The 22,033-nt window shown below is 53.2% G+C and carries 20 protein-coding genes; 9 read left to right on the top strand and 11 right to left on the bottom strand.

Going from position 1 to position 22,033, the window contains the following annotated elements; translation table 11 throughout:
- Positions 1-39: 39 nt before the first annotated feature.
- The 6 genes from tauD to mmuP form a co-directional block, all read right to left on the bottom strand.
- Entirely contained in the window at positions 40-888 is an 849-nt protein-coding gene (gene tauD, locus ACMWJS_RS20990; RefSeq protein WP_045909818.1) for a taurine dioxygenase, read from the bottom strand.
- Entirely contained in the window at positions 885-1,712 is an 828-nt protein-coding gene (gene tauC / locus ACMWJS_RS20985; RefSeq protein WP_414747510.1) for a taurine ABC transporter permease TauC, read from the bottom strand. The genes tauD and tauC overlap by 4 nt, the downstream gene beginning before the upstream one ends.
- On the bottom strand, positions 1,709-2,476 hold the full coding sequence (gene tauB, locus ACMWJS_RS20980; RefSeq protein WP_045909819.1) for a taurine ABC transporter ATP-binding subunit: 768 nt from the start codon (positions 2,474-2,476) through the stop codon (positions 1,709-1,711). Before tauB ends, tauC begins: the two co-directional genes overlap by 4 nt.
- 10 nt (positions 2,477-2,486) lie before the next feature.
- Positions 2,487-3,449: a taurine ABC transporter substrate-binding protein gene (gene tauA, locus ACMWJS_RS20975; protein ID WP_414747509.1), complete on the bottom strand. Its 963-nt coding sequence runs from the start codon at positions 3,447-3,449 to the stop codon at positions 2,487-2,489.
- Between the two features lie 206 nt (positions 3,450-3,655).
- Positions 3,656-4,588, bottom strand: a complete 933-nt coding sequence (gene mmuM / locus ACMWJS_RS20970) for a homocysteine S-methyltransferase (protein WP_414747508.1) — start codon at positions 4,586-4,588, stop codon at positions 3,656-3,658.
- Positions 4,575-5,975: an S-methylmethionine permease gene (gene mmuP / locus ACMWJS_RS20965; protein ID WP_414747507.1), complete on the bottom strand. Its 1,401-nt coding sequence runs from the start codon at positions 5,973-5,975 to the stop codon at positions 4,575-4,577. The genes mmuM and mmuP overlap by 14 nt, the downstream gene beginning before the upstream one ends.
- Before the next feature lie 363 nt (positions 5,976-6,338).
- Here mmuP and ACMWJS_RS20960 point away from each other — a divergent pair, with 363 nt between their 5' ends.
- Together ACMWJS_RS20960 and ACMWJS_RS20955 are read left to right on the top strand one after the other, a co-directional pair.
- On the top strand, positions 6,339-7,448 hold the full coding sequence (locus ACMWJS_RS20960; RefSeq protein ID WP_048030055.1) for an AI-2E family transporter: 1,110 nt from the start codon (positions 6,339-6,341) through the stop codon (positions 7,446-7,448).
- A 120-nt stretch (positions 7,449-7,568) separates the two neighbouring features.
- Entirely contained in the window at positions 7,569-9,353 is a 1,785-nt protein-coding gene (locus ACMWJS_RS20955; RefSeq protein WP_414747506.1) for a diguanylate cyclase, read from the top strand.
- 31 nt (positions 9,354-9,384) lie between these two features.
- On the opposite strand, the gene ACMWJS_RS20950 is transcribed toward ACMWJS_RS20955, so the two are convergent.
- Positions 9,385-9,894, bottom strand: a complete 510-nt coding sequence (locus ACMWJS_RS20950; protein WP_414747505.1) for a hypothetical protein — start codon at positions 9,892-9,894, stop codon at positions 9,385-9,387.
- Positions 9,895-9,910: 16 nt separating this feature from the next.
- A complete protein-coding gene (locus tag ACMWJS_RS20945) occupies positions 9,911-10,810 on the bottom strand; it encodes a LysR family transcriptional regulator (RefSeq protein ID WP_048225822.1) in 900 nt (299 codons plus the stop codon).
- Positions 10,811-10,919: 109 nt separating this feature from the next.
- On the opposite strand from ACMWJS_RS20945, the gene ACMWJS_RS20940 reads away from it, so the two are divergent.
- The 7 genes from ACMWJS_RS20940 to catA all read left to right on the top strand — a co-directional run bounded on the left by ACMWJS_RS20940 (position 10,920) and on the right by catA (position 18,359).
- The gene (locus ACMWJS_RS20940) at positions 10,920-12,125 is read left to right on the top strand and encodes an L-dopachrome tautomerase-related protein (RefSeq protein WP_414747504.1); all 1,206 of its coding nucleotides are present in this window, start codon (positions 10,920-10,922) and stop codon (positions 12,123-12,125) included.
- Positions 12,126-12,342: 217 nt separating this feature from the next.
- A complete protein-coding gene (locus ACMWJS_RS20935) occupies positions 12,343-12,954 on the top strand; it encodes a flavin reductase family protein (protein WP_414747503.1) in 612 nt (203 codons plus the stop codon).
- A 162-nt stretch (positions 12,955-13,116) separates the two neighbouring features.
- A complete protein-coding gene (locus tag ACMWJS_RS20930; protein WP_414747502.1) occupies positions 13,117-14,190 on the top strand; it encodes a catalase family peroxidase in 1,074 nt (357 codons plus the stop codon).
- Positions 14,187-14,774, top strand: a complete 588-nt coding sequence (locus tag ACMWJS_RS20925) for a cytochrome b (RefSeq protein ID WP_063620898.1) — start codon at positions 14,187-14,189, stop codon at positions 14,772-14,774. Before ACMWJS_RS20930 ends, ACMWJS_RS20925 begins: the two co-directional genes overlap by 4 nt.
- 400 nt (positions 14,775-15,174) lie before the next feature.
- Positions 15,175-15,669, top strand: a complete 495-nt coding sequence (locus ACMWJS_RS20920) for a molybdopterin-dependent oxidoreductase (RefSeq protein ID WP_024909477.1) — start codon at positions 15,175-15,177, stop codon at positions 15,667-15,669.
- 17 nt (positions 15,670-15,686) lie between these two features.
- A complete protein-coding gene (locus ACMWJS_RS20915) occupies positions 15,687-17,618 on the top strand; it encodes a putative bifunctional diguanylate cyclase/phosphodiesterase (RefSeq protein ID WP_196352014.1) in 1,932 nt (643 codons plus the stop codon).
- 63 nt (positions 17,619-17,681) lie between these two features.
- A complete protein-coding gene (gene catA, locus ACMWJS_RS20910) occupies positions 17,682-18,359 on the top strand; it encodes a type A chloramphenicol O-acetyltransferase (RefSeq protein ID WP_414747501.1) in 678 nt (225 codons plus the stop codon).
- Positions 18,360-18,970: 611 nt separating this feature from the next.
- On the opposite strand, the gene ACMWJS_RS20905 is transcribed toward catA, so the two are convergent.
- The 3 genes from ACMWJS_RS20905 to ACMWJS_RS20895 form a co-directional block, all read right to left on the bottom strand.
- Positions 18,971-19,579, bottom strand: coding sequence for a hypothetical protein (locus ACMWJS_RS20905; protein WP_414747500.1), 609 nt, complete (start codon positions 19,577-19,579; stop codon positions 18,971-18,973).
- Positions 19,580-20,014 carry a Panacea domain-containing protein gene (locus ACMWJS_RS20900; protein ID WP_279260316.1) on the bottom strand — a complete coding sequence of 145 codons (435 nt, stop codon included), beginning with the start codon at positions 20,012-20,014 and terminating at the stop codon, positions 19,580-19,582.
- A gap of 347 nt (positions 20,015-20,361) precedes the next feature.
- Positions 20,362-21,624, bottom strand: a complete 1,263-nt coding sequence (locus ACMWJS_RS20895; RefSeq protein ID WP_414747499.1) for a hypothetical protein — start codon at positions 21,622-21,624, stop codon at positions 20,362-20,364.
- Positions 21,625-22,033 lie beyond the last annotated feature (409 nt).

Genomic DNA, 22,033 nt, shown 5'->3' with positions numbered 1-22,033 from the left:
GGGTGGCGCTGCGCTTACCCGGCCTACGGGAGCGACGGGTTAAGGACGATAAAACGGCTTATCGCCCAAAATCGTCGCCCGCTGCATAATCCGGCGCTGCGGCAGATAGTCCGCATTGGCATAATGCTGCGTTACGCGGTTATCCCAGATCGCCAGATCGTTCTCCTGCCAGCGCCAGCGCACCTGGAACTCCGGTTTGGTGATATGCGCAAACAGGAAACCTAACAGCGCCTCACTCTCTTTTTCCGTCACGTCAACGATGCGCGTGGTGAACCCTTCGTTCACAAACAGCGCCTGTTTGCCCGTCACCGGATGGGTCCGCACCACCGGGTGCAGCAGCGGAGGATGTTTCGCCACAGCCTCCTGCCAGCGCTGATGTTCCTCTTCCGTTTTACGGTACTTGTACTCCGGGAACGATTTTTTGAAGTCGTGCTCCGCCCGCAACCCGCTCAGCAGCGTCCGAAGCGGCGCGGAGAGCGCCTCATACGCCGCAATCCCGCTGGCCCACAGCGTATCGCCCCCCGTCTCCGGCAGCCGTTTCGCCGCCAGAATCGCCCCCGCAGGCGGCGTGTCGATAAAGGTCACATCGGTATGCCAGTTATCGTTATCCGGCGGGTTATCGTTGTGGGTGTCGAGGACGATAATCTCCTCCACCCCTTCCGCATGCGGATAGACCGGGTGGATATGCAGATCGCCAAAGCGCAGGGCCAGCGCGCGCTGCTGCTGCGGGGTGATCGCCTGCTCGCGCAGGAACACCACCTGATGGCGCAGCACCGCGTGGTACAGTTGCTCAAACTGGTTATCGCTCAGCGGACGGGTCACATCCAGGCCCGACACCTGTGCACCAATGTACGGCCCCAGCGGGGTGATAGTCAGACGTTCACTCATTGTATTTCTCCATGCCAGGGCGTCAGACGGCGCTGTAACGCGCGCAGCCCCAGTTCTAATCCGAAGGCGATCGCGGCGATCACCGCGATCCCTGCCAGCACCACGTCAGTCGCCAGGAACTCTCCCGCCGACTGCACCATAAACCCAAGGCCGCGCGTGGCCGCAATCAGCTCCGCCGCCACCAGCGTGGACCAGCCCACGCCAAGGCCGATGCGCAGCCCGGTTAAAATCTCCGGCAGTGCGCCCGGTAAAATCACGAACAGCAGCACCTGCGTACGGCTGGCTCCCAGCGACTGCGCCGCGCAGATCCGCACCTGCTGGGCGCTCTTCACGCCCGCCAGCGCAGACATGGCAACCGGGGCAAAAATCGCCAGATAGATCAGCAGGATTTTTGACGTTTCACCGATGCCGAACCAAATCACCATCAGCGGCAGATAGGCCAGCGGCGGGACCGGGCGGTAAAGCTCAATCAGCGGGTCGAGGATGCCACGCACCGTCGGGCTCAGCCCCATCGCAATCCCCACGGGAATGCCGATAATCACCGCCGCCAGCAGCGCCACCAGAATACGCGCCAGGCTGGCACCTAAGTGCTGCCAGAGCGTGGCATCCATAAAGCCCTGCGGCCCGGCGATGGTAATGAGTTTGGCTAGCACCTGTCCCGGCGGCGGCAGAAACAGCGGGCTGACCCACTGCAGGGCAGCAACTGCCCACCACACCGCCAGCAGTACCAGCAGCGTGCCGACGCTCAACGTGATTTGACGTGAGAAAGGCCAGCGCAGCGCCAGACGCGTGCGGCGCGTTTTTTCACTGAAGACGATGCTCATGAGAAGGCCTCCCGCTGTTCAAACACGCGGCTTAAAACGTACTCACGCTGTTCGATAAACAGCGGATCGGATTTGATGCTGCGCACGGGTTCCCCCGCGACGTAGCGGCGGGCGAATTCCAGCGGCAAGCGCTCCAGCACGCGGCCCGGCCCCGGCGAGAGCAGCACCAGCTCGGTGGCCATAAACACCGCCTCTTCGATATCGTGGGTAATCAACAACACCTGCTTGCCCGTCTCATGCCAGAGGCGCAACAGCAGGGTTTGCATCTGCTCGCGGGTGAAGGCGTCGAGCGCCCCGAACGGCTCGTCCAACAGCAACAGCTGCGGATTCGCTGCCAGCGCGCGGGCAATCCCGACACGCTGTCGCTGGCCGCCGGAAAGCTGCCAGATATAGCGTTTTTCCGCGCCTTCCAGCCCCACTTTTTTCAGCATCGCCCGCGCCGTTTCCAGCCGCTGTTCACGATTGATGCCCGCAAGCTGCAGCCCAAACGCCACGTTTTCCTGCACGTTGCGCCATGGGAGCAGGCCTTCATTCTGGAAGACCACGCCGCGCTCGGCGCCGGGGCCTTCCACCTTTTTGCCTTCCAGTTGAATGGAGCCATGCTGATAAGGGACAAACCCGGCGATCAGATTCAGCAGCGTGGTTTTTCCGCATCCGGACGGACCCAGCACCACCAGCAGTTCACCGCTGTCCAGCGTCAGGTTGATCTCCTCCAGCGCGGGTTTGCCACCGTAATCAGCAGACAGATTTGTAATATTCAGCATGGCGGACTCCTTATTTCACAAAACGATCGGTCACGTACTGACTGTAATCCGTCGCTACCGCGGGCACTTTGCCCTGCTCTTTCAGGAAGGTGGCGGTATCAACAATCGCTTTGTTTACCGGCCCGGTCAGCTGCTGCACCTGCTGCGCGGGGGTCAGATAGGTATTGCCCTTCACCAGCCCCGGTACGTCCGCTTCCGGTACGCCGCTCAGGCGGGAGAGTTTTTCCAGGTTGGCGGGCTGCTTCAGCCATTCATCCGGGTTACTGATGTACGGCTGCTGGGCGTCAATCGCGCTTTTCGCGAAGGCTTTCACCACCTCAGGATGTTTCTCGGCGAAGTCTTTACGCACGACCCACACGTCGAGCGTTGGCGCGCCCCACTGGCCCACTTTTTCGGAGTCGGTCAGCACGGTGCCGTCTTTTTCCAGTTCGTTCACGGCCGGTGCCCACACATAGGCCCCGTCAATGTCGCCGCGCTGCCAGGCCGCGATAATCGCCGGCGGCTGGAGGTTAATAATTTGTACCTGCCCCGGCTTGATGCCCCAGTGTTTGAGCGCCGCCAGCAGGCTGTAGTGGGTGGTGGAGATAAACGGCACGGCGATGCGTTTGCCGATCAGGTCTTCCGGTTTGGTGATGTTTTTCTTCACCACCAGCGCTTCAGAGTTACCGAGCTGCGAGGCGAGCAGGAACACCTCAATCGGCACCTGCTGGCTGGCCGCGACCGCCAGCGGGCTGGAGCCAATATTGCCGATCTGCACGTCGCCGGAGGCTAACGCACGCACCACGGACGCGCCGCTGTCGAACTTGCGCCAGTCAACTTTCGCGCCGCTCTCTTTGGCAAGGGTGTTATCCGCCTGCGCGACTTTCGCCGGTTCCGCAGAAGTTTGATACGCGACGGTGACGTCCACCGCCTGCGCCTGAAATGCCCACAGCGCCAGTGCGCCGAGTAGTGTGATTCGCGATGAAATTGCCATAGTACCTGCTCCCCTTGTTGTTATGAGGGCAGTATTTCCAACGCGAGAATTTTGATAAAGGAATAAAAATGAATCGCTCATAACGATTCGTTTTTAGATAAAAAGCGGGAAAGGATAGTTGGTTTTGTGCGTTTGTTTATGCCGGGTGGCGCTGCGCTGTGCGATCCGTAGGCCGGGTAAGGCGCAGCCGCCACCCGGCAAAAAACTCAGCGCTTCGCGTTAAGCTCAGCAATATCCTTCGGCGTAGTGCGACAGCAGCCGCCAATCAGCTTCGCGCCGGCGTCCAGCCACTGGGGCAGATACCCCGCCAGCGTCTCGCACGCTTCGCCGTGGTGGTGCCAGGTTTTGGTCACCGCATCATAATGCTCGCCCGAGTTCGGGTAGACCACCAGCGGTAGCGGCGTCAGGCTTTGCAGGTGCTTCAGTGCCGCCGTGGTGTTTTCCAGCGCGATACAGTTAATGCCCAGCGCGACGATATGCGGAGAGTTGGCCAGCACGCTGACCACGTCATGCAGCGGCGTGCCGTCGCTCAGGTGTTCGCTGTCACGCAGGGTAAAGGAGAACCACGCCCGGGCGCGGGGATACTCGGCCAGAAGGGCCGCCAGCGCCTTAATCTCGGCAAAAGACGGCAGCGTTTCGCAGGCCAGCAGGTCAGCGCCCGCATCCAGCAGCGCTTCCACGCGCGGACGGTGGAAGTCGGTGAAGGCTTCCGCACTGCGCACGTAGTCGCCGCGATACTCTGAGCCATCCGCCAGATAGGCTCCATACGGTCCAACGGATCCCGCCACCAGCAGCGTGCCCGCATGCGGATTTTCAGCCAGATACGCTTCACGCGCCTTACGCGCCAGCTCCACGCTTTTGCCAATCAGCGCCCGGGACTGCGCCTCGTCCAGGCCGCGCGCCGCAAAACCCGCAGGCGTGGCCTGATAGCTGGCGGTGATCGCCACCTGCGCACCTGCGCGGTAATAATCAAGATGCACTTCGCGGATAAGCTCCGGGTTTTCCATCAGCACTTTGGCAGACCAGAGGCTGTCTGCCAGGTTGCAGCCGCGCGCTTCCAGCTCCGTCGCCATCGCGCCATCCAGCACCACAAACGGCTGCTTTTCAAGGAGGGCGGTAAGCGGATTATTCTGCGACATGTTCGGGCTCCTGCGATGTCATATTTCGGGTCAGATAGTAGGCACCATAACACAGGGCGACAAACGGAATCCCGCAATAAAGGGCAATGCGCTGGCTTGGGTCAAACCACAGGCCGACACAAGCCACCACGCAGAGGATAAAACCGAGCACCGGTACCAGCGGATACCACGGCGCGCGGTACTGCAGCGCAGAGAGCGGCTGCCCGGACTTCAGATGGCGACGACGGAAAACGAAGTGCGACGCGCAGATGCTGATCCAGACGGCCACCACCGCAAAGCCAGAAATCGCCGAGAGCGCGACAAACACCGTGTCAGGCGCCACGACGCTTGAGAACAGCGCCAGCACGCCGCCGAGCATAGAAACCGACAGCGCCGTCAGCGGCACGCCGTTTTTATTTACGCGGGCAAAACAGCGCGGGAGCGTTTTCTCATTAGAAAGCGACCACAGCATGCGCCCGGAGGCGTACAGCCCCGAGTTCGCCGCTGAGAGGATCGCCGTCAGGATCACAAAGTTAAAGATATCCGCTGCGTAAGGAATACCGACCTTTTCAAACACCAGCACGAACGGGCTCTTTTCCACGCCCGCCTGCTGCATCGGGATCAGCGCCGCCAGCACAAACACGGTGCCGATAAAGCAGATAATCAGGCGCGCAATGGTGGTACGGATCGCGACCGGAATCACCTTGTGCGGATTTTCCGTTTCTCCTGCGGCGATACCGATGAGTTCGGTCCCGGAGAAGGCAAAGTTCACCGCCACCATGGTCATCAGGATCGGCAGGCCGCCGTGCGGGAACCAGCCCTCGGCGGTGATGTTGCTTAAGCCCGGCGCGGGTGAACCATCCTGCATCGGGATAAAGCCAAAGACCGCCGCGCCGCCAAGAATAATGAAGGCGATGATGGTGATGACTTTCACCAGGGAGAACCAGAACTCACCCTCCGCAAAGAAGCGCGTTGAGATGACGTTCAGGCCAAAAATCACCACGCAGAAGACCACGCACCACGCCCAGACGGGCACCTGCGGGAACCAGTACTGCATGCAGAAGCCCGCGGCGGTAAAGCTCGACCCGAGCGCCACCGTCCAGGTGAGCCAGTAAAGCCACGCCACGGTGTAGCCCGTCGCCGGGCCAAGATAGCGGGCAGCATAGACGTGGAACGCGCCGGTTTCCGGCATCGCCACGGAGAGCTCCCCCAGACACTGCATCACCAGCCAGACCACCAGCGCGCCGATCAGGTAGGCCAGCAGCGTGCCCGCCGCCCCGGTTGTGGAAATGATGTAGCCGGTATTAAAGAATAACCCTGTCCCAATCACGCCACCCAGCGAGAGCATGATCAGGTGGCGTGTTTTCATGGTGCGCTTAAGCTGCCCATTTTCTTGTTGTGTTTGCATATTACCTTCTATACGTATGGACATCTAAACATCCAAAGAAGGTGTGTTATACCGCGATTGTTAATAAAAAGCTAGATGACCAGACGCAAACGGGCGCGCCGCGCACTGAGTCTGGGATGGGTTGTGAGGATGACATAGAGAATCGGACGCCAGGCCATAAGCACCTCCGCAAGCAGATACTTACAGCATGGTGCGGGAAAAGGCGATCTTCGGTCAGTCGAAAGTGGTATCCGTAAAGCGCGAAGTCATACCGTAACACTGCCCGCAGGACGGGTAAGGCGCAGCCGCCACCCGGTGCAAGGTTGGTAATTCTCACAATCGGTTCTATAGTCGTCACAGTTTCTTAGTAACCAGGACTGACTGATGCGCTTTAACGGACTGACTAAAGGTTTCTTTATTTTCATTCTCGCCCTTGTGACCTGGGCCTTCTTCGACGTGCTGTCGCCCTACTTCTCCGCGATACTGTGGGCCGCCATTCTGACCGTCATCTTCAACCCGGTAAAAAACAAGCTGCGCACCGCGCTGGGGGAGCGCAACGGGCTGGCCTCGCTGTTGACCATCGGTATTATCTGCCTGATCGTCTTTATTCCGCTGATGGTGATCCTCTCCTCGCTCGCCATTGAGCTGAATGTGGTTTACACCAAACTGCAGGAGAACAACACCCAGTTCCCGGAAGTGGTGGCGAGCATCTTCAACCACCTGCCTGACTGGGCCAGCGGCTTCCTGGCGGATCACAACCTGACCAATGCGGCGCAGATCCAGAAAAAACTCTCCGATGTCGCCCTGCAGGGCGGACAGTATCTGGCGGGCAGCGCGTTCCTGATCGGCAAGGGGACGTTTGGCTTTGCGATTAGCTTCGGCATCATGCTGTATCTGCTGTTCTTCCTGCTGAAAGACGGCCCGTATCTGGTACGCCAGATCCTCGATTCCCTGCCCCTGTCCGATTTTGCCAAGCAGCATCTGTTCGCCAAATTCGTCGGCGTGTCACGCGCCACGGTAAAAGGGACGGCGGCGGTGGCCGTGGTTCAGGGCATCCTCGGCGGGATTGCCTTTGCAATTGCCGGTATCGACGGCAGCGTGCTCTGGGGCGCACTGATGGCGTTCCTTTCCCTAGTGCCCGCCATCGGCTCAGCGATTGTCTGGGTGCCCGCCGCTATCTTCTTGTTCGCCACGCACCAGATCTGGCAGGGGCTGTTTATTGTCGGCTTCTTCGTGATTATCGTCGGGCTGGTGGACAACATCCTGCGCCCGCTGCTGGTGGGGAAAGACACCAAAATGCCGGACTACCTGATTCTGATCTCCACCCTCGGCGGCATGGAGCTGTACGGCATTAACGGCTTTGTGATCGGGCCGCTCATCGCCGCGCTGTTTATCGCCTGCTGGAACCTCTTTTCAGGGCGCGATCACGAAGGCAACGCCGAAGAGCTGGACGCGGATTTCATCGAAGAAGGAAAAAATCCTCCAGATTTGTAAGGACGTGACGATAAAGACCACACCAGGCGGCACTGTGCCGCCTTTTTTTTACGCCTTAAATCAAACGTTTTCTATAATTTGAAGAACGCCATCCTACTCATGTCGTAAAAGGATCATCTGGTGCGAATCGCGACGATAACAAACTGGGCCTATGGTGCCACGGTCTGCCTGACCATCGCCTCCGGCATTATCATGCTGTTGGCATCCAATGCTGACATGGCAGAGCGTCAAGCCGTTGAACAACGACAGCGATTTGATCAGCTCACAGAGGATGTTGAGACAGACGCCTGGGCACAGTCCGATTTAGCACGCCTCTATGTAATCAAAAAAGATCCGCAGACGTTAAAGGAATACAATCAGTCAGAGAATAACCTTAAGAACATTGAGATACGGCTGGAAAAACTGCGGGACAACGGCGCATCGGATGATGAGCTCTCCCTGCTGCGCGAAGGCATAAAAATCATCGATGAGCTGCAGGACGAACAGCAAACCGCCCTCGCCAGCCTGGAACGCGGTGAAGACGCCCAGGCCGTTGCCTTGCTCTATGGTCAGCCCTATGAGCAGGAGCTGGATCGCGCGCAGAATCAGATCGATCACTTTCGCCAGATACTCGACAAGCGCGTTATCGGCTCCGTAAAAGATGCGACAAAAAAATCGAAAGCGCTGCGTACCGCCTCTGAGCTGACGGTCGGCCTGACCGCCCTGCTGTTCCTGTTTGTGCTCGGCTTTATATTAAAGCGCCGCGTGCTGCGCCCCGTGGTGCGCCTGAGCGACGTGGTGCACCGCCTGGCATCCCAGGATTACGCGGTTGAAACGCCCAATTTCAACCAGATCGATGAGATAGGCGATATGGCTCAGGCCATTAGCATCTTCCGTGAAAACGGCCTGGCGCGGCAGCGTCTGGAAAAAGAGCGCGATGCCGACTGGGCTATCCGCGAACTGCTGGCGCGCATGACCCAGCGGCTGCAGGGGTGTGAGAACTTTAACGATGTGATTAACGTGGCGGAGCTGTTTGCCCCCAATATCGCGCCGGGGATCGCGGGCCGGCTCTACGTCCTTGACCGCGAGCCGTGGCAGATGCGCTGCGTCGCGCAATGGCTTTCGCCGATTGGTGAAGAGACGACGTTCCACCCGGACGAGTGCTGGGCCGTGCGTCGCGGGCAGAGTCACCCGCCGGTGAACGGCGAGCCGGATATTGCCTGTTATCATCTTCCGGCATCCCAGGCGGAAAGCGCGCTTTGCGTGCCGCTTATCGCTCAGGGTGAGGCCATTGGCCTGCTCTCCTTCCAGAATATCACGGCGGATAATGCCCCTTCCCGCGCGTATCTGGAGCTGATGGCCGAGGCGCTTGGGCTGGCGTTGGCCAACCAGCGTCTGCGCGACGCGTTGCTGGAAAAAGCGTTGTTTGACCCGCTCACCGGCCTGCGTAACCGTCATCATCTGGAAGATACCCTGCAAACCCAAACGGCACAGGCGATACGCACTGGCGTACCGTTAAGCTGCATGATGATTGATATCGACCACTTCAAGAGCATTAACGATCGGTTCGGCCATGAAGCGGGCGATCTGGTGATCAAAAGCGTGGCGTCAATTGTTCAGCGGGCCGCACATGACAACGGGCTGGCATTCCGCTACGGCGGCGAGGAGTTTCTGGTGCTGCTTTCCGGTGCCGATGAAGCAGAAGCGTACGCCTGCGCGCAGAAGATTTACACCGGCGTGCATGAGCTTTCGATTCGCTACGGGCTCACCGAGATTGGGCCGGTGGACGTGTCGATTGGCATTGCCAGCTACCCACAACATGCCCAGACCGACAACCTGCTGCGCGCCGCGGATGTGGCCTTGTACCGGGCAAAAGAGCTGGGACGCGCGCGGATTGTGAGTTTTGGGATGCTTGAGGCGGGCTGACGCTTATTCTCGCGCCCTGACTTTCCCCGGTTCAGGCGCGCGTGATAGCCCAGAGCACGACAATCCCCAAGGCATTGCTCCGCTTTTCCACATACAGGGTGGTATCGGAATAAACGTTACCCTGCGGGTTACAGATGCGGATCTCTTTCTTTAATTCCGGCTCGTAGACTTCCGCACCCGAGCAGGTGTGGCGGGTACTGGATTCATACCGGTAAGGTTTGCTCCAGGCCGAATAGTTCCCCTCCAGCAGCCAGGCCGTTGTAAAGACCACGAACATGGCAACCGGCAGGCTGCAGATAAAGAAGCCGAGGTAGATTTTTACCGCGTCAGCAAGGCGCTTAACTTTCAGTCTCCCCTTTCTGATGAAAGAGACCATCGGCACCAGCGCCAGCAGCAACGCCCCACAGGCAAGGTACTGTTCCCCGCGGATCGAAAGGTATGTCACGCGGTAAATGTTGACTGACCAGACCACAAAAGCCGATATCAGTGCTATCCCGCCCGCGATGAGAGGGATCCAAAAGGAAAAACGCGCTTTTTTCATGGTGGACACATCCTTGTCATTCTTGTCGGGTCAGAAGGTCAATCATTGCCCGGGTGGCTGCTGACTGACGTCGGTGTGGGGCAAACAGCACGGAGAAAGGTCGCGATCGTCCCCGAAGGTGCGGCAGCACCTCAACTAACTGGCCGCCCTGTATTCTATCGCGAACGATAAATTCATAGCTCTGGCAGATCCCCATCCCCTGCTCCGCCAGCGAAACCACGCCGAGTACATCGTCTGATATTTCGATAGTTGAGCCCGGCATCCAGTCAATATCGCGCCCTTCGTCATGAAATACCCAGGGGGCGATACGCCCGGTGCGCGGCATGATAAACGGCAGGCACTGATGGCGCTGCAGCTCTTCCAGCGTCTGAGGCTTTCCTCTCCGATGCAGGTAGTCCGGAGAGGCGACCAGAAGCAATGCCGCGTCTTCCAGCTTACGCGCCACAAGTCCACTGTCAGGCAACTGTCCCAGACGGATCGCCAGATCGAACCCCTCAGCGATCAGGTCAACGTTGCGATTGGTAATGTTCAGCTCCACCTGTACGCGTGGGTAGCGTTGATTATAGTGCGCCAGCAGCGGCGGCAGGCGGTAATGGGCATAGGTGGTCGGGACACTCATTCTCACGCGACCGGTCAGATCGCCCTCCTGACCCCGGCCAACGCGTTCGGCGTCATCGAGCAGAGAAAACGCTGAGCGAGCCTGCTCAAGATAGACGCGTCCGGCTTCAGTCAGCCCCACCCGGCGGGTCGTGCGCTGTAATAGCTGCCGTCCAAGACGCGCTTCCAGACGGGTGACCGCGCGGCTCAGTACCGAAGGGGTGGTTGAAAGGGCAACCGCTGCGGCAGTAAATGATCCGTGCTCAACCACAGCAATGAAGACTTCAACGTCGCCAAGGTAATCGAATTTCCGGCTCATTTTGCTCTCTCAGGAACAAATGTTTTTCAATTTGGCTAATTTATCTCCCGTTGGGCAATGAGTAAAGTGGCCAGCATTCATCACCTGAACGTTCCACTGGAGCCTGTCAATGTTCAACCGTCCCCATATTCTGCCCGCCATCGCAATGGCGGCGTTGTTCCCTTTCTCGAGTATTGTCAACGCGGCGAACCACCCGCCTCTGGAGCGCTGGCGAAGCTACGCCGGTGTGAGCTGGGATACCGCTCAAGACGGAAAGATACCTGCGACGTTTTCCGGTTCGGTCAATGCCCCTATTGCAGGTATCCACTTTGATGCAATGGACCGGGCCTTTGTCAGCACGCCCCGGCTGGTTTCCGCCGCAGCACCCGCCACGTTAAGCACTCTGGATACGACGGCGCAGTCTGGCCCTGCCCGCCTGACGGCGTTTCCCTCCCGCGAGGGGAATGCGGTGAACACCGATCCGGCTCAGAGCCTGCGCAACGTGCTCGGTTTTTATATTGACCGTAAAAACGGCTGGCTATGGGCGCTGGACATGGGGTTTGTTGCAGGCGAAACAGAGTCCCCCGTGGGGGCGCAGAAACTGGTCGTACTGGATCTCCGCTCTGGCCGCACCATCAAACGTATCGCCCTGGACGACGTAGCGGACCGCAAGGCCAGCTTTCTTAATGATGTGGTGGTCGATGAGAACCGCCGTGTCGCCTATATCTCCGACAGCGGCTCGCGGAGTGCGCCTGAAAACCAGGTGGGACTAATTATCGTCGATTTCGCTACCGGTACAGCCCGGCGCGTGCTCGATCGTCATCCTGCGCTGCAGATTGAGCCAGGCGTAAACGTCGTCTCGCACGGGGTTGAAGTCTGGCCTGGTAAACCATTACTGATTGGTATCAATGGTATTGCGCTTTCACCCGATGCGGGCACGCTGTACTGGACGGTGACAACCGGCACGCACGCCTATGCGGTACCAACTGCGATACTGAGGCAGCCTGCGTCAACCAATGCGCAAATTGCCGGGCAGATCCGCGATCTGGGTCGCGTGGGGGGCAACACCGACGGAATGGTGACAGATGTAAAAGGTAACCTCTACATTACCGATGTCACACGCAATGGTATCGTCAGATACGATCCTGAAACCCATTCCATGTCGCTGATTGCGGCAAGCGAAGAGGTGCGCTGGCCAGACACGCCGGCAATCCGTCCGAACGGAGACCTGGTATTTACCTCGAGTCGCCTCAATGACCACTTCGCGGGAGCCGTTAAACCCGGAGAAGAACGCTATGATTTGTGGCGCTTGCGTCTCGATGCTTTACAAAAATAAGGGCAAGTAAACCAGGAGACCTGCATATATGGGCTCATAATTTCACACGTTCTTATTTCCTTAAAGGCTGAACGTGATGTCTTCCCCCTGCTCAGAAAGAAGTGGTTAACATTGCGCTCCTGGAAATTCCGTGAGGCGCGTTTTACTTCGCGCTTCACCGAAGTAACGCACGTTTGCACAACGTAGACTGGGCCTTCGTTAATCAGAGGATGATAAAATGAAAACCCAGCAGGTCGATTTTGCTTCTTTATATTTTGGTACACCGGTCGCCATTATCTCCAGCCAAAATCCTGACGGTTCAACCAACCTAAGCCCGGTCTCGTCGTGGTGGATCCTTGACCGGAATATCGTGTTCGGGCTTGGCACCTCTGGAAAATGTTATGAAAATATCACAGGTAACCCCGATATTGTTCTGAACATCCCGGACAGCAGGCTCTGGCAGAATATTGAAGCTATCGCAAATAAAACGGGAAAAGCATCGCCACCGGAATGGAAGAAAAAGATGGGATATGTTTTTGAACAGGACAAATTTAGCTGCGGGAATTTCCATAAGGAAAAGGCGGTGACGATTAACTCGTTGAGAATTAAAGAGTGTCCTGTACAAATAGAGGCTAAGGTTGGCGGGATAGCGCCCCTGACCGGTTCGCAGGGGAACCTGGTGTCCGTTGATGCCACAATAACCTGCGTCCACATATCTGAGGCATTATTAATTCATACTCAGAGAGGAGTAAAATTTAATGTGGAGAAATGGAACCCCCTCTATTATCTGTTTCGCCACTATTTCTCGCTGGGTCACCGACTCGGTCACAACTTCCGACACGATGAGTAACCCGGTCTTTTTGACAGCGGAAAGGTTTAAACTTTTCGTGATATTCTTTCTTTACGCCCCTTAGTTCCTATACTCGAGCCATATTCGCCACTGTATTAACACCTGTCACGCACAATACGTTGCGCATGACAGGTGAAGATATTTTGTTCTGGAAAAACGTCTATGTCGAAACTGGATTTGAGGTCCAAAAAAACCTGGGGCGCGCTGGCAGCGATCGCCGTTGTCGCCGGTACGCTGGCATCTGCTTTTGCATGGACGGCGGGCTGGCTTGGGTCACGCACGGTCAGCCAGGCACTGGTGGGTGAAACACCGAAACCCTTCCCGCCGGGTTTTCGCCGCGCGCATGGAAAAGGCATCTGCTTTGCCGGCACCTTTACGCCAAACGGCTCGGCGGATTCCCTTTCAATCTCCCGCCTCTTCTCACAGCAGGAAGTGCCCGTAGTGGGTAGATTCTCTATTGGTACCGGCGATCCGCATGCACCGGATAGTACGACCAAAACCCTGAGCATGGCGCTACTGCTAAAGACAGATGACAGGCAACAATGGCGAATGGCGATGAACAACGAGCCTTTCTTCGCCACGCACAGCCCGGAAGGTTTTCTGGCCTTGCGAAAAGCCACGGCCGTTGATGCGGCCACCGGGAAACCGGATCCGCAGCGTCTCAAAGACTTTTTAAAAGCGTACCCGGAGGCGGAGAAATACCTTAAATGGGCGGCACAAAAACCCGCCCCCGGCAGCTTCGCGGGCGCAACCTTTTACAGCATTAACGCCTTTTACCTTGTGAACGCGCAGGGGGAACGTCAAGCCGTTCGCTGGATGATGCGTCCACACGAGCCTTTCCTGTCGATAAGCAATGAGCAACGACAGAAAGCCGATGACAACTTCCTGTTCGAAAACCTGCGTCAGCGCCTGGCGCAGAAGCCACTCTACTGGGATTACGTTTTGCAGCTCGCACAGCCGGGCGATCCGGTGGATGACCCTTCCCAGCCATGGCCAGACGATCGCAAAAAGATGGTGGCCGGTACGCTGGAAGTGACGCGCGTCGAAGCACAATCCACAGGCGCGTGCCGCGACGTTAACTTTGACCCTTCTGTCGTTCCTGCAGGCGTTGCGGTGTCTGATGATCCCATCTTAAACGCCCGCTCCGCGGCCTACTCCCACTCTTTCAGCCGCCGTGAACGGGAAATCGGCTACGGCAAGGCCACCGAAGCCGTGCAAAAGCAGGAGGTAAAATGAGCTCAAATAAAGACAGGCGAGAGCACGCGCCGCAGCATTTCAATACCCTGGCGCGAAGCCTGCACTGGCTGATGGCGGTGATGATCCTTGCCATGCTGTTCATCGGTGCCGCGATGATGACGTCGTTACATCACCGGATTTGGCTAATCGACCTCCACCGGCCGCTGGGGATCGCCATTTTACTGCTGGCACTGGTTCGTCTGGTCAACCGGCTCCTGAGCCGCACGCCCCCACTTCCTGCCGATTTGCCCGTCTGGCAGGTGCTTGCCGCAAAGGCATCACACTGGATGCTGTATGGGTTAATGCTGGCAATGCCGCTGCTGGGCTGGGCGCAACTGTCGGCAGCGGGCCTGCCAATTGTCATGTTTGATGGTGTCAACCTGCCGGCAATTGTCCCGACCAGTCCGGCACTCTTTGCCTGGTGTCACGACGCCCATAGCCTTCTGGCAAAATTGCTTTTTGCCGTGGTGCTGGTCCATCTCTCCGCCGCACTCGTTCATGCGTGGATCTACCGGGACGCAGTGTTTGCCAGCATGGCGAAAGGGGGTAAGCCGGCGTCAGCCATCCGGGATGACCTGAAGTAAGGCAAGCGCCAGGGGACACGCACAATCAGAATGTTCGTGTCCTCGCTTATCATCGCCATCCTGAAACAGCCACACAACCGGGGCGCGTATTTAGCCGCTAAATTCCGCGCGCCAAAAAGCCATGGACACCCCACAATTATCGTGGAAGATAATATCTCTCAATTAAAACGATTATTTTTTAAACAGAAGAGCATTTATGCCCGCAATTTTAGCTTTTATCAAAAAGTTAAGCGTCGCTCGCGTATCAAACATCCTGACACCCGTAACACATAACTCATTGATTAAAATAGCTTTACATCAATAAAAACGATAAAACCCCCTACTCCCCAACAAAATATATCAACTCGTGTGATATCTAAATTATAATTCTTATACTTCTGTTAAAAAGGTGGAGGTCAAAATGCGATTAACCCTACTGCTGTTATGCTGTCTGGTACAAAGTGTAACCTGGGCTGGCGACCTGCCAAAACCAGTTGGTAAACCCATTTTAACGATTTACGGTAATATAGAAAATACCAACGAAAATGGAAAAGCAGTGTTTGATCTCGCCAGCCTTGAAAAACTCGGAGTAGTGAGTTTCGAGACGACCTCTCCCTGGTATAACGGTCGTACGAAGTTTGAGGGTGTCCCCATGAGCAAGCTCATGGATTATGTGGGTGCAAAAGGTACGAACGTGAATGTTATTGCGCTCAATGATTACTCAACCGTCATCCCTCTCAGCGACTTTAAAAAATACAACGCCATCCTTGCCTTAAAGGTCAATGGCGAATATATGCGCATCCGCGATAAAGGCCCATCGTTCATTGTATACCCCTATGACAGTCTTCCTGAGTTGAATAATCAGATTTATTACTCACGATCAGCATGGCAGGTAAGCAAAATGAAGATTGAGTAGCCGTTCAGGAGAACATAATGAACAGGATACTGGTTGGTATCATTTTTTCTCTTTTTATCACGACAGGATATATTGCATACCTTGTTTATGATCGACAGCAGGAATTGCAAAAACTGACTCAATACACTGAGTCCTGGTCCGTGGCACAACTGGTATCAGAGTATTACCGTTTTGAATCATGGCTTGGTCTATACGCAACCGATACTGATGACGTTACGATAGACCAGGTCCGCATGCGCCTCGAAATTATGCTCAGTCAGGGCGATTTAATGAAGGGGGGCGATTTAGGTCGCTACATTGATAGCGATAAAACGCATCAGGAGCTCGCTTTACGCTTAGAAAAAATACTGGCCTATCTGGATAGTCATCTTGAAAAAATGAGCCATCCGGAGTTACAGGCGTACCTGACAAATATGCATGAGCTCGACGCACCGCTCAGCCAGCTGTCTGCAACGGCATTAACGAAAGATATTAATACTGTTAATGAATCCAACAACAAAATACAAATCCTGTATTATATTTATTCCGCACTTTCTTTGCTTCTGGTGATTTTAAGCTTTATTCTTGGCTTCTTAATGATCTACCAGAATAAAAACATTCTGAAAGCACACATGCAGGTTAAAAGCCTGGCTGATGAACTTCAAATATCAAAAGAAAAACTGCAAATTCAGAACTCGAAGCTGGAGTATGATGTTTATCATGACTCCCTCACCGGCATGAAAAACCGCCTTTTCTTCTGGGACGATCTCAACAAAATTAATCTTCAGGCAGATAAAAACCACGTCCCCGTCACCGTAATGTTATTTGATTTAGACCGCTTCAAAGAGGTCAACGATACCTATGGCCATGATACGGGAGATTTGCTGCTGAATCAGGTATCCCGACGGCTGACCTCAATGAGCAGCGCAACGGATACGTTTTACCGCTTGGGCGGCGATGAATTCGCCCTTCTCTCCAGCGGACTCACGGAAACCGCCGCCGTTTCGCGCGCCAAAGAAATCAGCGATCATATCAGCCAGCCCTATACGATTAATAACCAGCTGATAAAAATTGCCACCTGCGTGGGCATTGTTTTATCTGATAATGAACGACGCTCTGATTATCTTTATAAATTTGCCGATCTGGCGCTCTACGAGGCGAAAAAAGAAGGTTCGCAGCAGATCAAAGTCTTCCGGCAGTGGATGCTGCAAAGACTGCAGGAAAGCAGGACCCTTGAACATGATATGGCTCTGGCGATCGATCACAATGAATTCGTTGTGTATTACCAGCCTATTGTCGATTCATTCAGCAATGAAATTTACGGCTATGAAGCGCTTATTCGCTGGATACACCCGGTGAAAGGGATACTTGCGCCAGATTATTTTATTTCCGTCGCTGAAAAAACGGGAATGATCAATGAGATCGGCAAGTCGGTGCTTGAGATGGCCTGCCGGGAAGCGGTGTCCTGGGCGGTGCCGGCCAGGATCTCGGTGAACGTCTCACCCGTTCAGTTAGGCACAAAATCGTTTACTACGATGGTGCAGTCCATCCTGAAAGAGACGGGGCTACCGGCCAACCGACTCGAGTTAGAGGTAACAGAGTCTTCGCTCTTCAGTGACAGCAACATGCCGATCACTATTCTCAAAAAGCTCCGGGCACTGGGTGTCAAAATTTCCATCGATGATTTCGGAACGGGATATTCCTCGCTCTCACGACTGAGTGAACTTAATTTTGATAAAATTAAGATAGATAAATCCTTTGTGAATCCGATATCCACGCAGGATGATGCCCTTAATATCGTTAAATTGATTACCGGCATGGCGAAGAGCCTCAATATGCGGGTCATTGCAGAGGGTGTTGAAACCGAAGCACAGCTTGAACGTCTTCAGGCGCTTGGCTGCGATCTCGTGCAGGGATACCTGTTCGGAAAACCACAGGCTGAGATTGACAGAAAGATTAGATACGGTTGAAATGGTTGTGCGGTTTTTTCTGGCCCAAAATCATGTAGACGGTTGATAATCAAAGGTTAAACAATGAAAAAAACAACCCCGGAGTATACGCCTGTTGATTTATCTCGTTGGCCAAGGAAGGAGCATTTTGAAGTCTTCCAGTCATTTGCTGAATGCACAATTAACCAAACCGTTCTCATCGACATTACCGCGCTGCGAAAACATATCAAAGCGGTGGGCTGGAAGTTTTACCCGACGATCATTTTTCTCCTGTCTAACATTATGAACCGGCATCCTGAGTTCCGTATGGCCATGAAGGACAATGAGCTTGTCATATGGAATGAAGTTCATCCCAGCTACACCATTTTCCACCCCGAAACGGAGACGTTTTCGTCATTGTGGAGCCACTATGACGGCAATATTCATCACTTCCAGAACACGTATGCTGAAGATACGGCCCGCTATGGTAATAGCCTTTCTTACTGGCCTAAGGAAGAGTCCCGGGAAAATGTCTTTTTCGTGTCGTCTATTCCGTGGGTAACGTTTACGAACTTTACGATGAACATTGCGCATATGAAGAACTTCTTTTCGCCTATGTTCACGTTTGGAAAATACTACGAACAGGATGGAAAAGTGTTGTTACCGCTCGCGGTGCAGGTCCATCATTCGGTGTGCGATGGCTTCCATGTGGCAAGGATGTTTAATGAGTTGCAGGAGATGTGTGATGGTTTGTCGGGGCTGTCAGAGGAACAAAATGGCTGATGCACAAGGGACAAATGTTGTTTATTAGATAGTCGGAAGACTACGTTTAAAGATGGTGCGATAACAGGAACGATACATGATAAATAACATCATGTTTTAATTAGTATTTTTATTACAACATCTTTACGGGCACCCCCAAAAATACCCCCATATGATTTTCCGCATCAGAAATCTGTATGTAATTCATACAGCATATCAGATTGTTAGGGCTTTCTCTTCAACCCGCTCGTTGTATGCTAGATCTTCCCCACAACAGGTAATCAGCGCGAGAATGTTCCGCAGCAAGAAAGATATACTAAGCAACTTTGAACCGGATAGAGGCGAATGGGTAACAGGTAAAATTGATGTGCCACAGTTCGATGCGTCCTGATAGCTTATCCGCTTCACGGCAAGGGATCATTCGATAAACGCCACCAGCATGAATCGACCTTCCCCCACCTACAATGAAACGGATGTGGTGGCGTTCATGGTCCATGACGTTAAATGACGGCTTCGGAAATGCCCGAATCATAGTAGAAGTTTTAACGCAGCTTGGTTTTTAGACAAAGGCATGAAAAGCATGAGATATATTTATTGTGTGGAAACGACTGTGAGAGACATTCGAAGCAGAGCTATACAGGGAAGATGTTATGCTCTCTTTCGTACCAAATTAGATAAAAGTGGCCTTGTAGCTCAATACCCCAAGCCCTTTTAGTATTACCTAATCTAAATCGGAATATCGTTTCAAATTGTTCATATCCTAGGCTAAGCCATCTATCAATGGCATCATTACATAAATCAGTTATATCATGCCCGTGATGCATGCGGAGACCTGAGTCAGAAATCATGTTTTCAATCTCTGACCAGTCCATTCCTTCAAGGTGATTCATGTTATGAGTAATTGGATCCAACCATTCATCACCTCCCCATGCTCTGGGCTCGTGCAACTCATCACCCGAGCGCCAGCTCCAATGACCAATGCAATCAGCATGCCTTGCGCACCAAGTCATCTTTAAACCATAGCGAGAACCGGTATGATTTGTTACTGGTTGTTTGGGGACTTCAAGCGAACCGATAGCAGAGCCAATAATCGGCGTTTTTTGTAAATCAGGAAGGAAAGCAATTTTGGGCGTAGTGGAAATAAATGATTCTTGATGGGCAGCAGCAAGCCTTACTGATTTTATCTTCTTTTTATCAGCCCTAGCTTGCTTTCTTTCTTCACGTGTTAGTTTTTTGGTCATTTACAGAGATGAATAATACTCAGCCATGGATGCTTTGGTTATGGCTGTAGAACAAGAAGCCATTGGCTTTAATTCGCCTCTGGCTTCAAGCCAGGGAGCTTCTTTATGCGTTAAATTACTAAGCCACTGTGCGGTTTTATCCCCATAAAACTCCAAAACTTTGTCTATCGTGTCTCGTTGATTTTCGCTTAATTTCGACGTATCACCATCGCTAAAAACTGATTGATCAACTTTAAACAAGCCACGATGCCTAGCGTATAGGCACTTGTTTACAGGCCCATTTGCCCAAGCTTCAAAGTCTTCTGGGAAAATCTCTTCCTCATCCCACACTAAAGCCCATGCTTGGCTATAGTATGCGAGTTTCTGCAGCTTCATTGCTGTAATTTCGCCAGTTTTTTCAAGTATATACTTTGCGGCGTCTATTACGCTTGCCATAGAAAACCCTCTTTACTTTACAGTCTATAAACATCTACTAGCATCAATAATCGCATATAACCATGGTGATTGCCTATCGTAAAATGCTAATTCTTCATTTTGCGTAATCGCTGATATTCCATAGGACATAACACATAGGAAGCCCAGTACAGAATGAGAAAAAAACAATTAATAAACAATAAGTTACAAAAAAATTTATCTCTCATAGGTGTATGACGAATGTTCCGATGATGTAGCATTAGTCCTTGTTAGGGCGAAAAAGACTTTTACACAGAGAGATGGAATCTTCTTTGGCTTGTAAACCAATTGTAAAAAGAGTCATTATCACTCCAACACTACCATTTTGCTTAAATATTTCCCTTTTCCATTGTTGCGTCAGCGTCAAAAGTATCCCGGAAATCCAGACAATCCACGTTTGGAAGTGGCCTAGATGTGGCTTGAACCAAAGTTCGGCTCTTGAGAATCTGGTGGCTGAAGAAGCGCTTACAGACTATCCCACTTTCGGTTGGAAGCCAGTGAGTTGCTTCAGGAAACAAAGCAGGATCAATAGGATGCTGCGCATTAGGATTATGGAATACTTCTATTTCAGCAGTCCATGGTTCATAGTTATATGGCTTCCATAAACTTCGGTATTCATCGCTGCTCACATCCAAACAAAAGGGAATACCGCGCAGCGCACCAGGGCTATCATCTGCAAATTCACCTATCCTTACATAGCGGTACTCTTCACTTTTACCGCCAAAAGACATAGGAACTCGGCTCAATTTGGCAATCGTAGCTGCGTTTGAAAAAATAATAGCTGAAAGAGATTTATTTTCGGCAGAGCAGAATAAACCTCCTGGAATCTTATGATCGCAAAGTAAACTATCTAGAGGTTCAGCCACAGCGATAGTTTTTCCTTCGTTTTTCAATTCCTTAACATAAAACCCATAAAGGTAGGAAATGAGAGCCTCACGACTCCACATCATTGACCCTGGCGCATGAAAGTCCGCAATTGCAATGGCAAAAGGTTTCCCAATGACATTAGGCATCGCGGGATAGTTCTTGCTTAATTTGTTACGCAAGGTGCGAGCGAAACGTTCCATCGCTGTTCCAAGAACTCTTTCACGTCGCTCTTCAGGAAATGAAGGCTTCCCTGCAGTTGCATGGTCATAGCGTACGGTTGGATTAACTGTTACAGCTTCAACCCAAGCCTCTCCTCCCAATTTATTCATAACGTGAAAATCTGGTGAAGGGAAATCCTGAGTCACCAATAATCCCTGCTCACGAAAACTACCTAGAAGTTGAGCCTCCCACAATCGTGTGTGAAAATTCTCAGTCTGACAGTCCCTTGCCCAGTTAGGATCAGGGTTAGGCATTGCAAGATACAATTGGTTTAGCATCCATGCACCGCGCGAATTAAAGTCCTGTCCTAGCATCTTGAAAATACCGCTTTGCTCGCGCCCTTTTACATCCCAAAGTGGCGGTCGTCTACGGACTCCTGAAGGCAAAGGAACACGATGAGCATGCTCCGTGCAATATATTCGAATGATCTCTAACATGTCTTCTTCGCTAAAAGAATCTGTATCCCTCCGCAATACTGCCCAAACATCATCCTCGCGACGGCGCATTATAAGAACACCATATTTCCTACTAATTGAATCCAGTGTAAGCACACCGATAGTCAGCTCATTACTACTTATCCATGCCCTCACTGGCGGGGTTGTACCAAATCCCAACCCCTTCGGCAACGACAAAGCAAAAACAGTGAATAGGCAAGGATGTAGCGGAGTCATGGTTACCTCATAGATTAGTATTTCTAGGCGCGACAGGAGCTTTTATTCACAAGTTCAATCGTTTAAGAAAGGAAAAGTATATATTGGTGAGATCACTAGCATCTTGACTTACCTAGCGCAAGACGCTCAGAACAAAAGTTCATAAGGGTGGCTTATACTTCCCTGTAACAGTTGATGATCTCGTTTGAATATTAGCAAATCTGAACATGACTGTTTTATACCTCCCTAGTTACTCTGTTTGACA

This window comes from Enterobacter sp. HK-058-C-ECC (genome assembly GCF_047531125.1).
In the GTDB taxonomy this organism is placed as follows: domain Bacteria; phylum Pseudomonadota; class Gammaproteobacteria; order Enterobacterales; family Enterobacteriaceae; genus Enterobacter; species Enterobacter quasiroggenkampii.
This window is presented reverse-complemented; position numbering and strand designations above follow the sequence as displayed.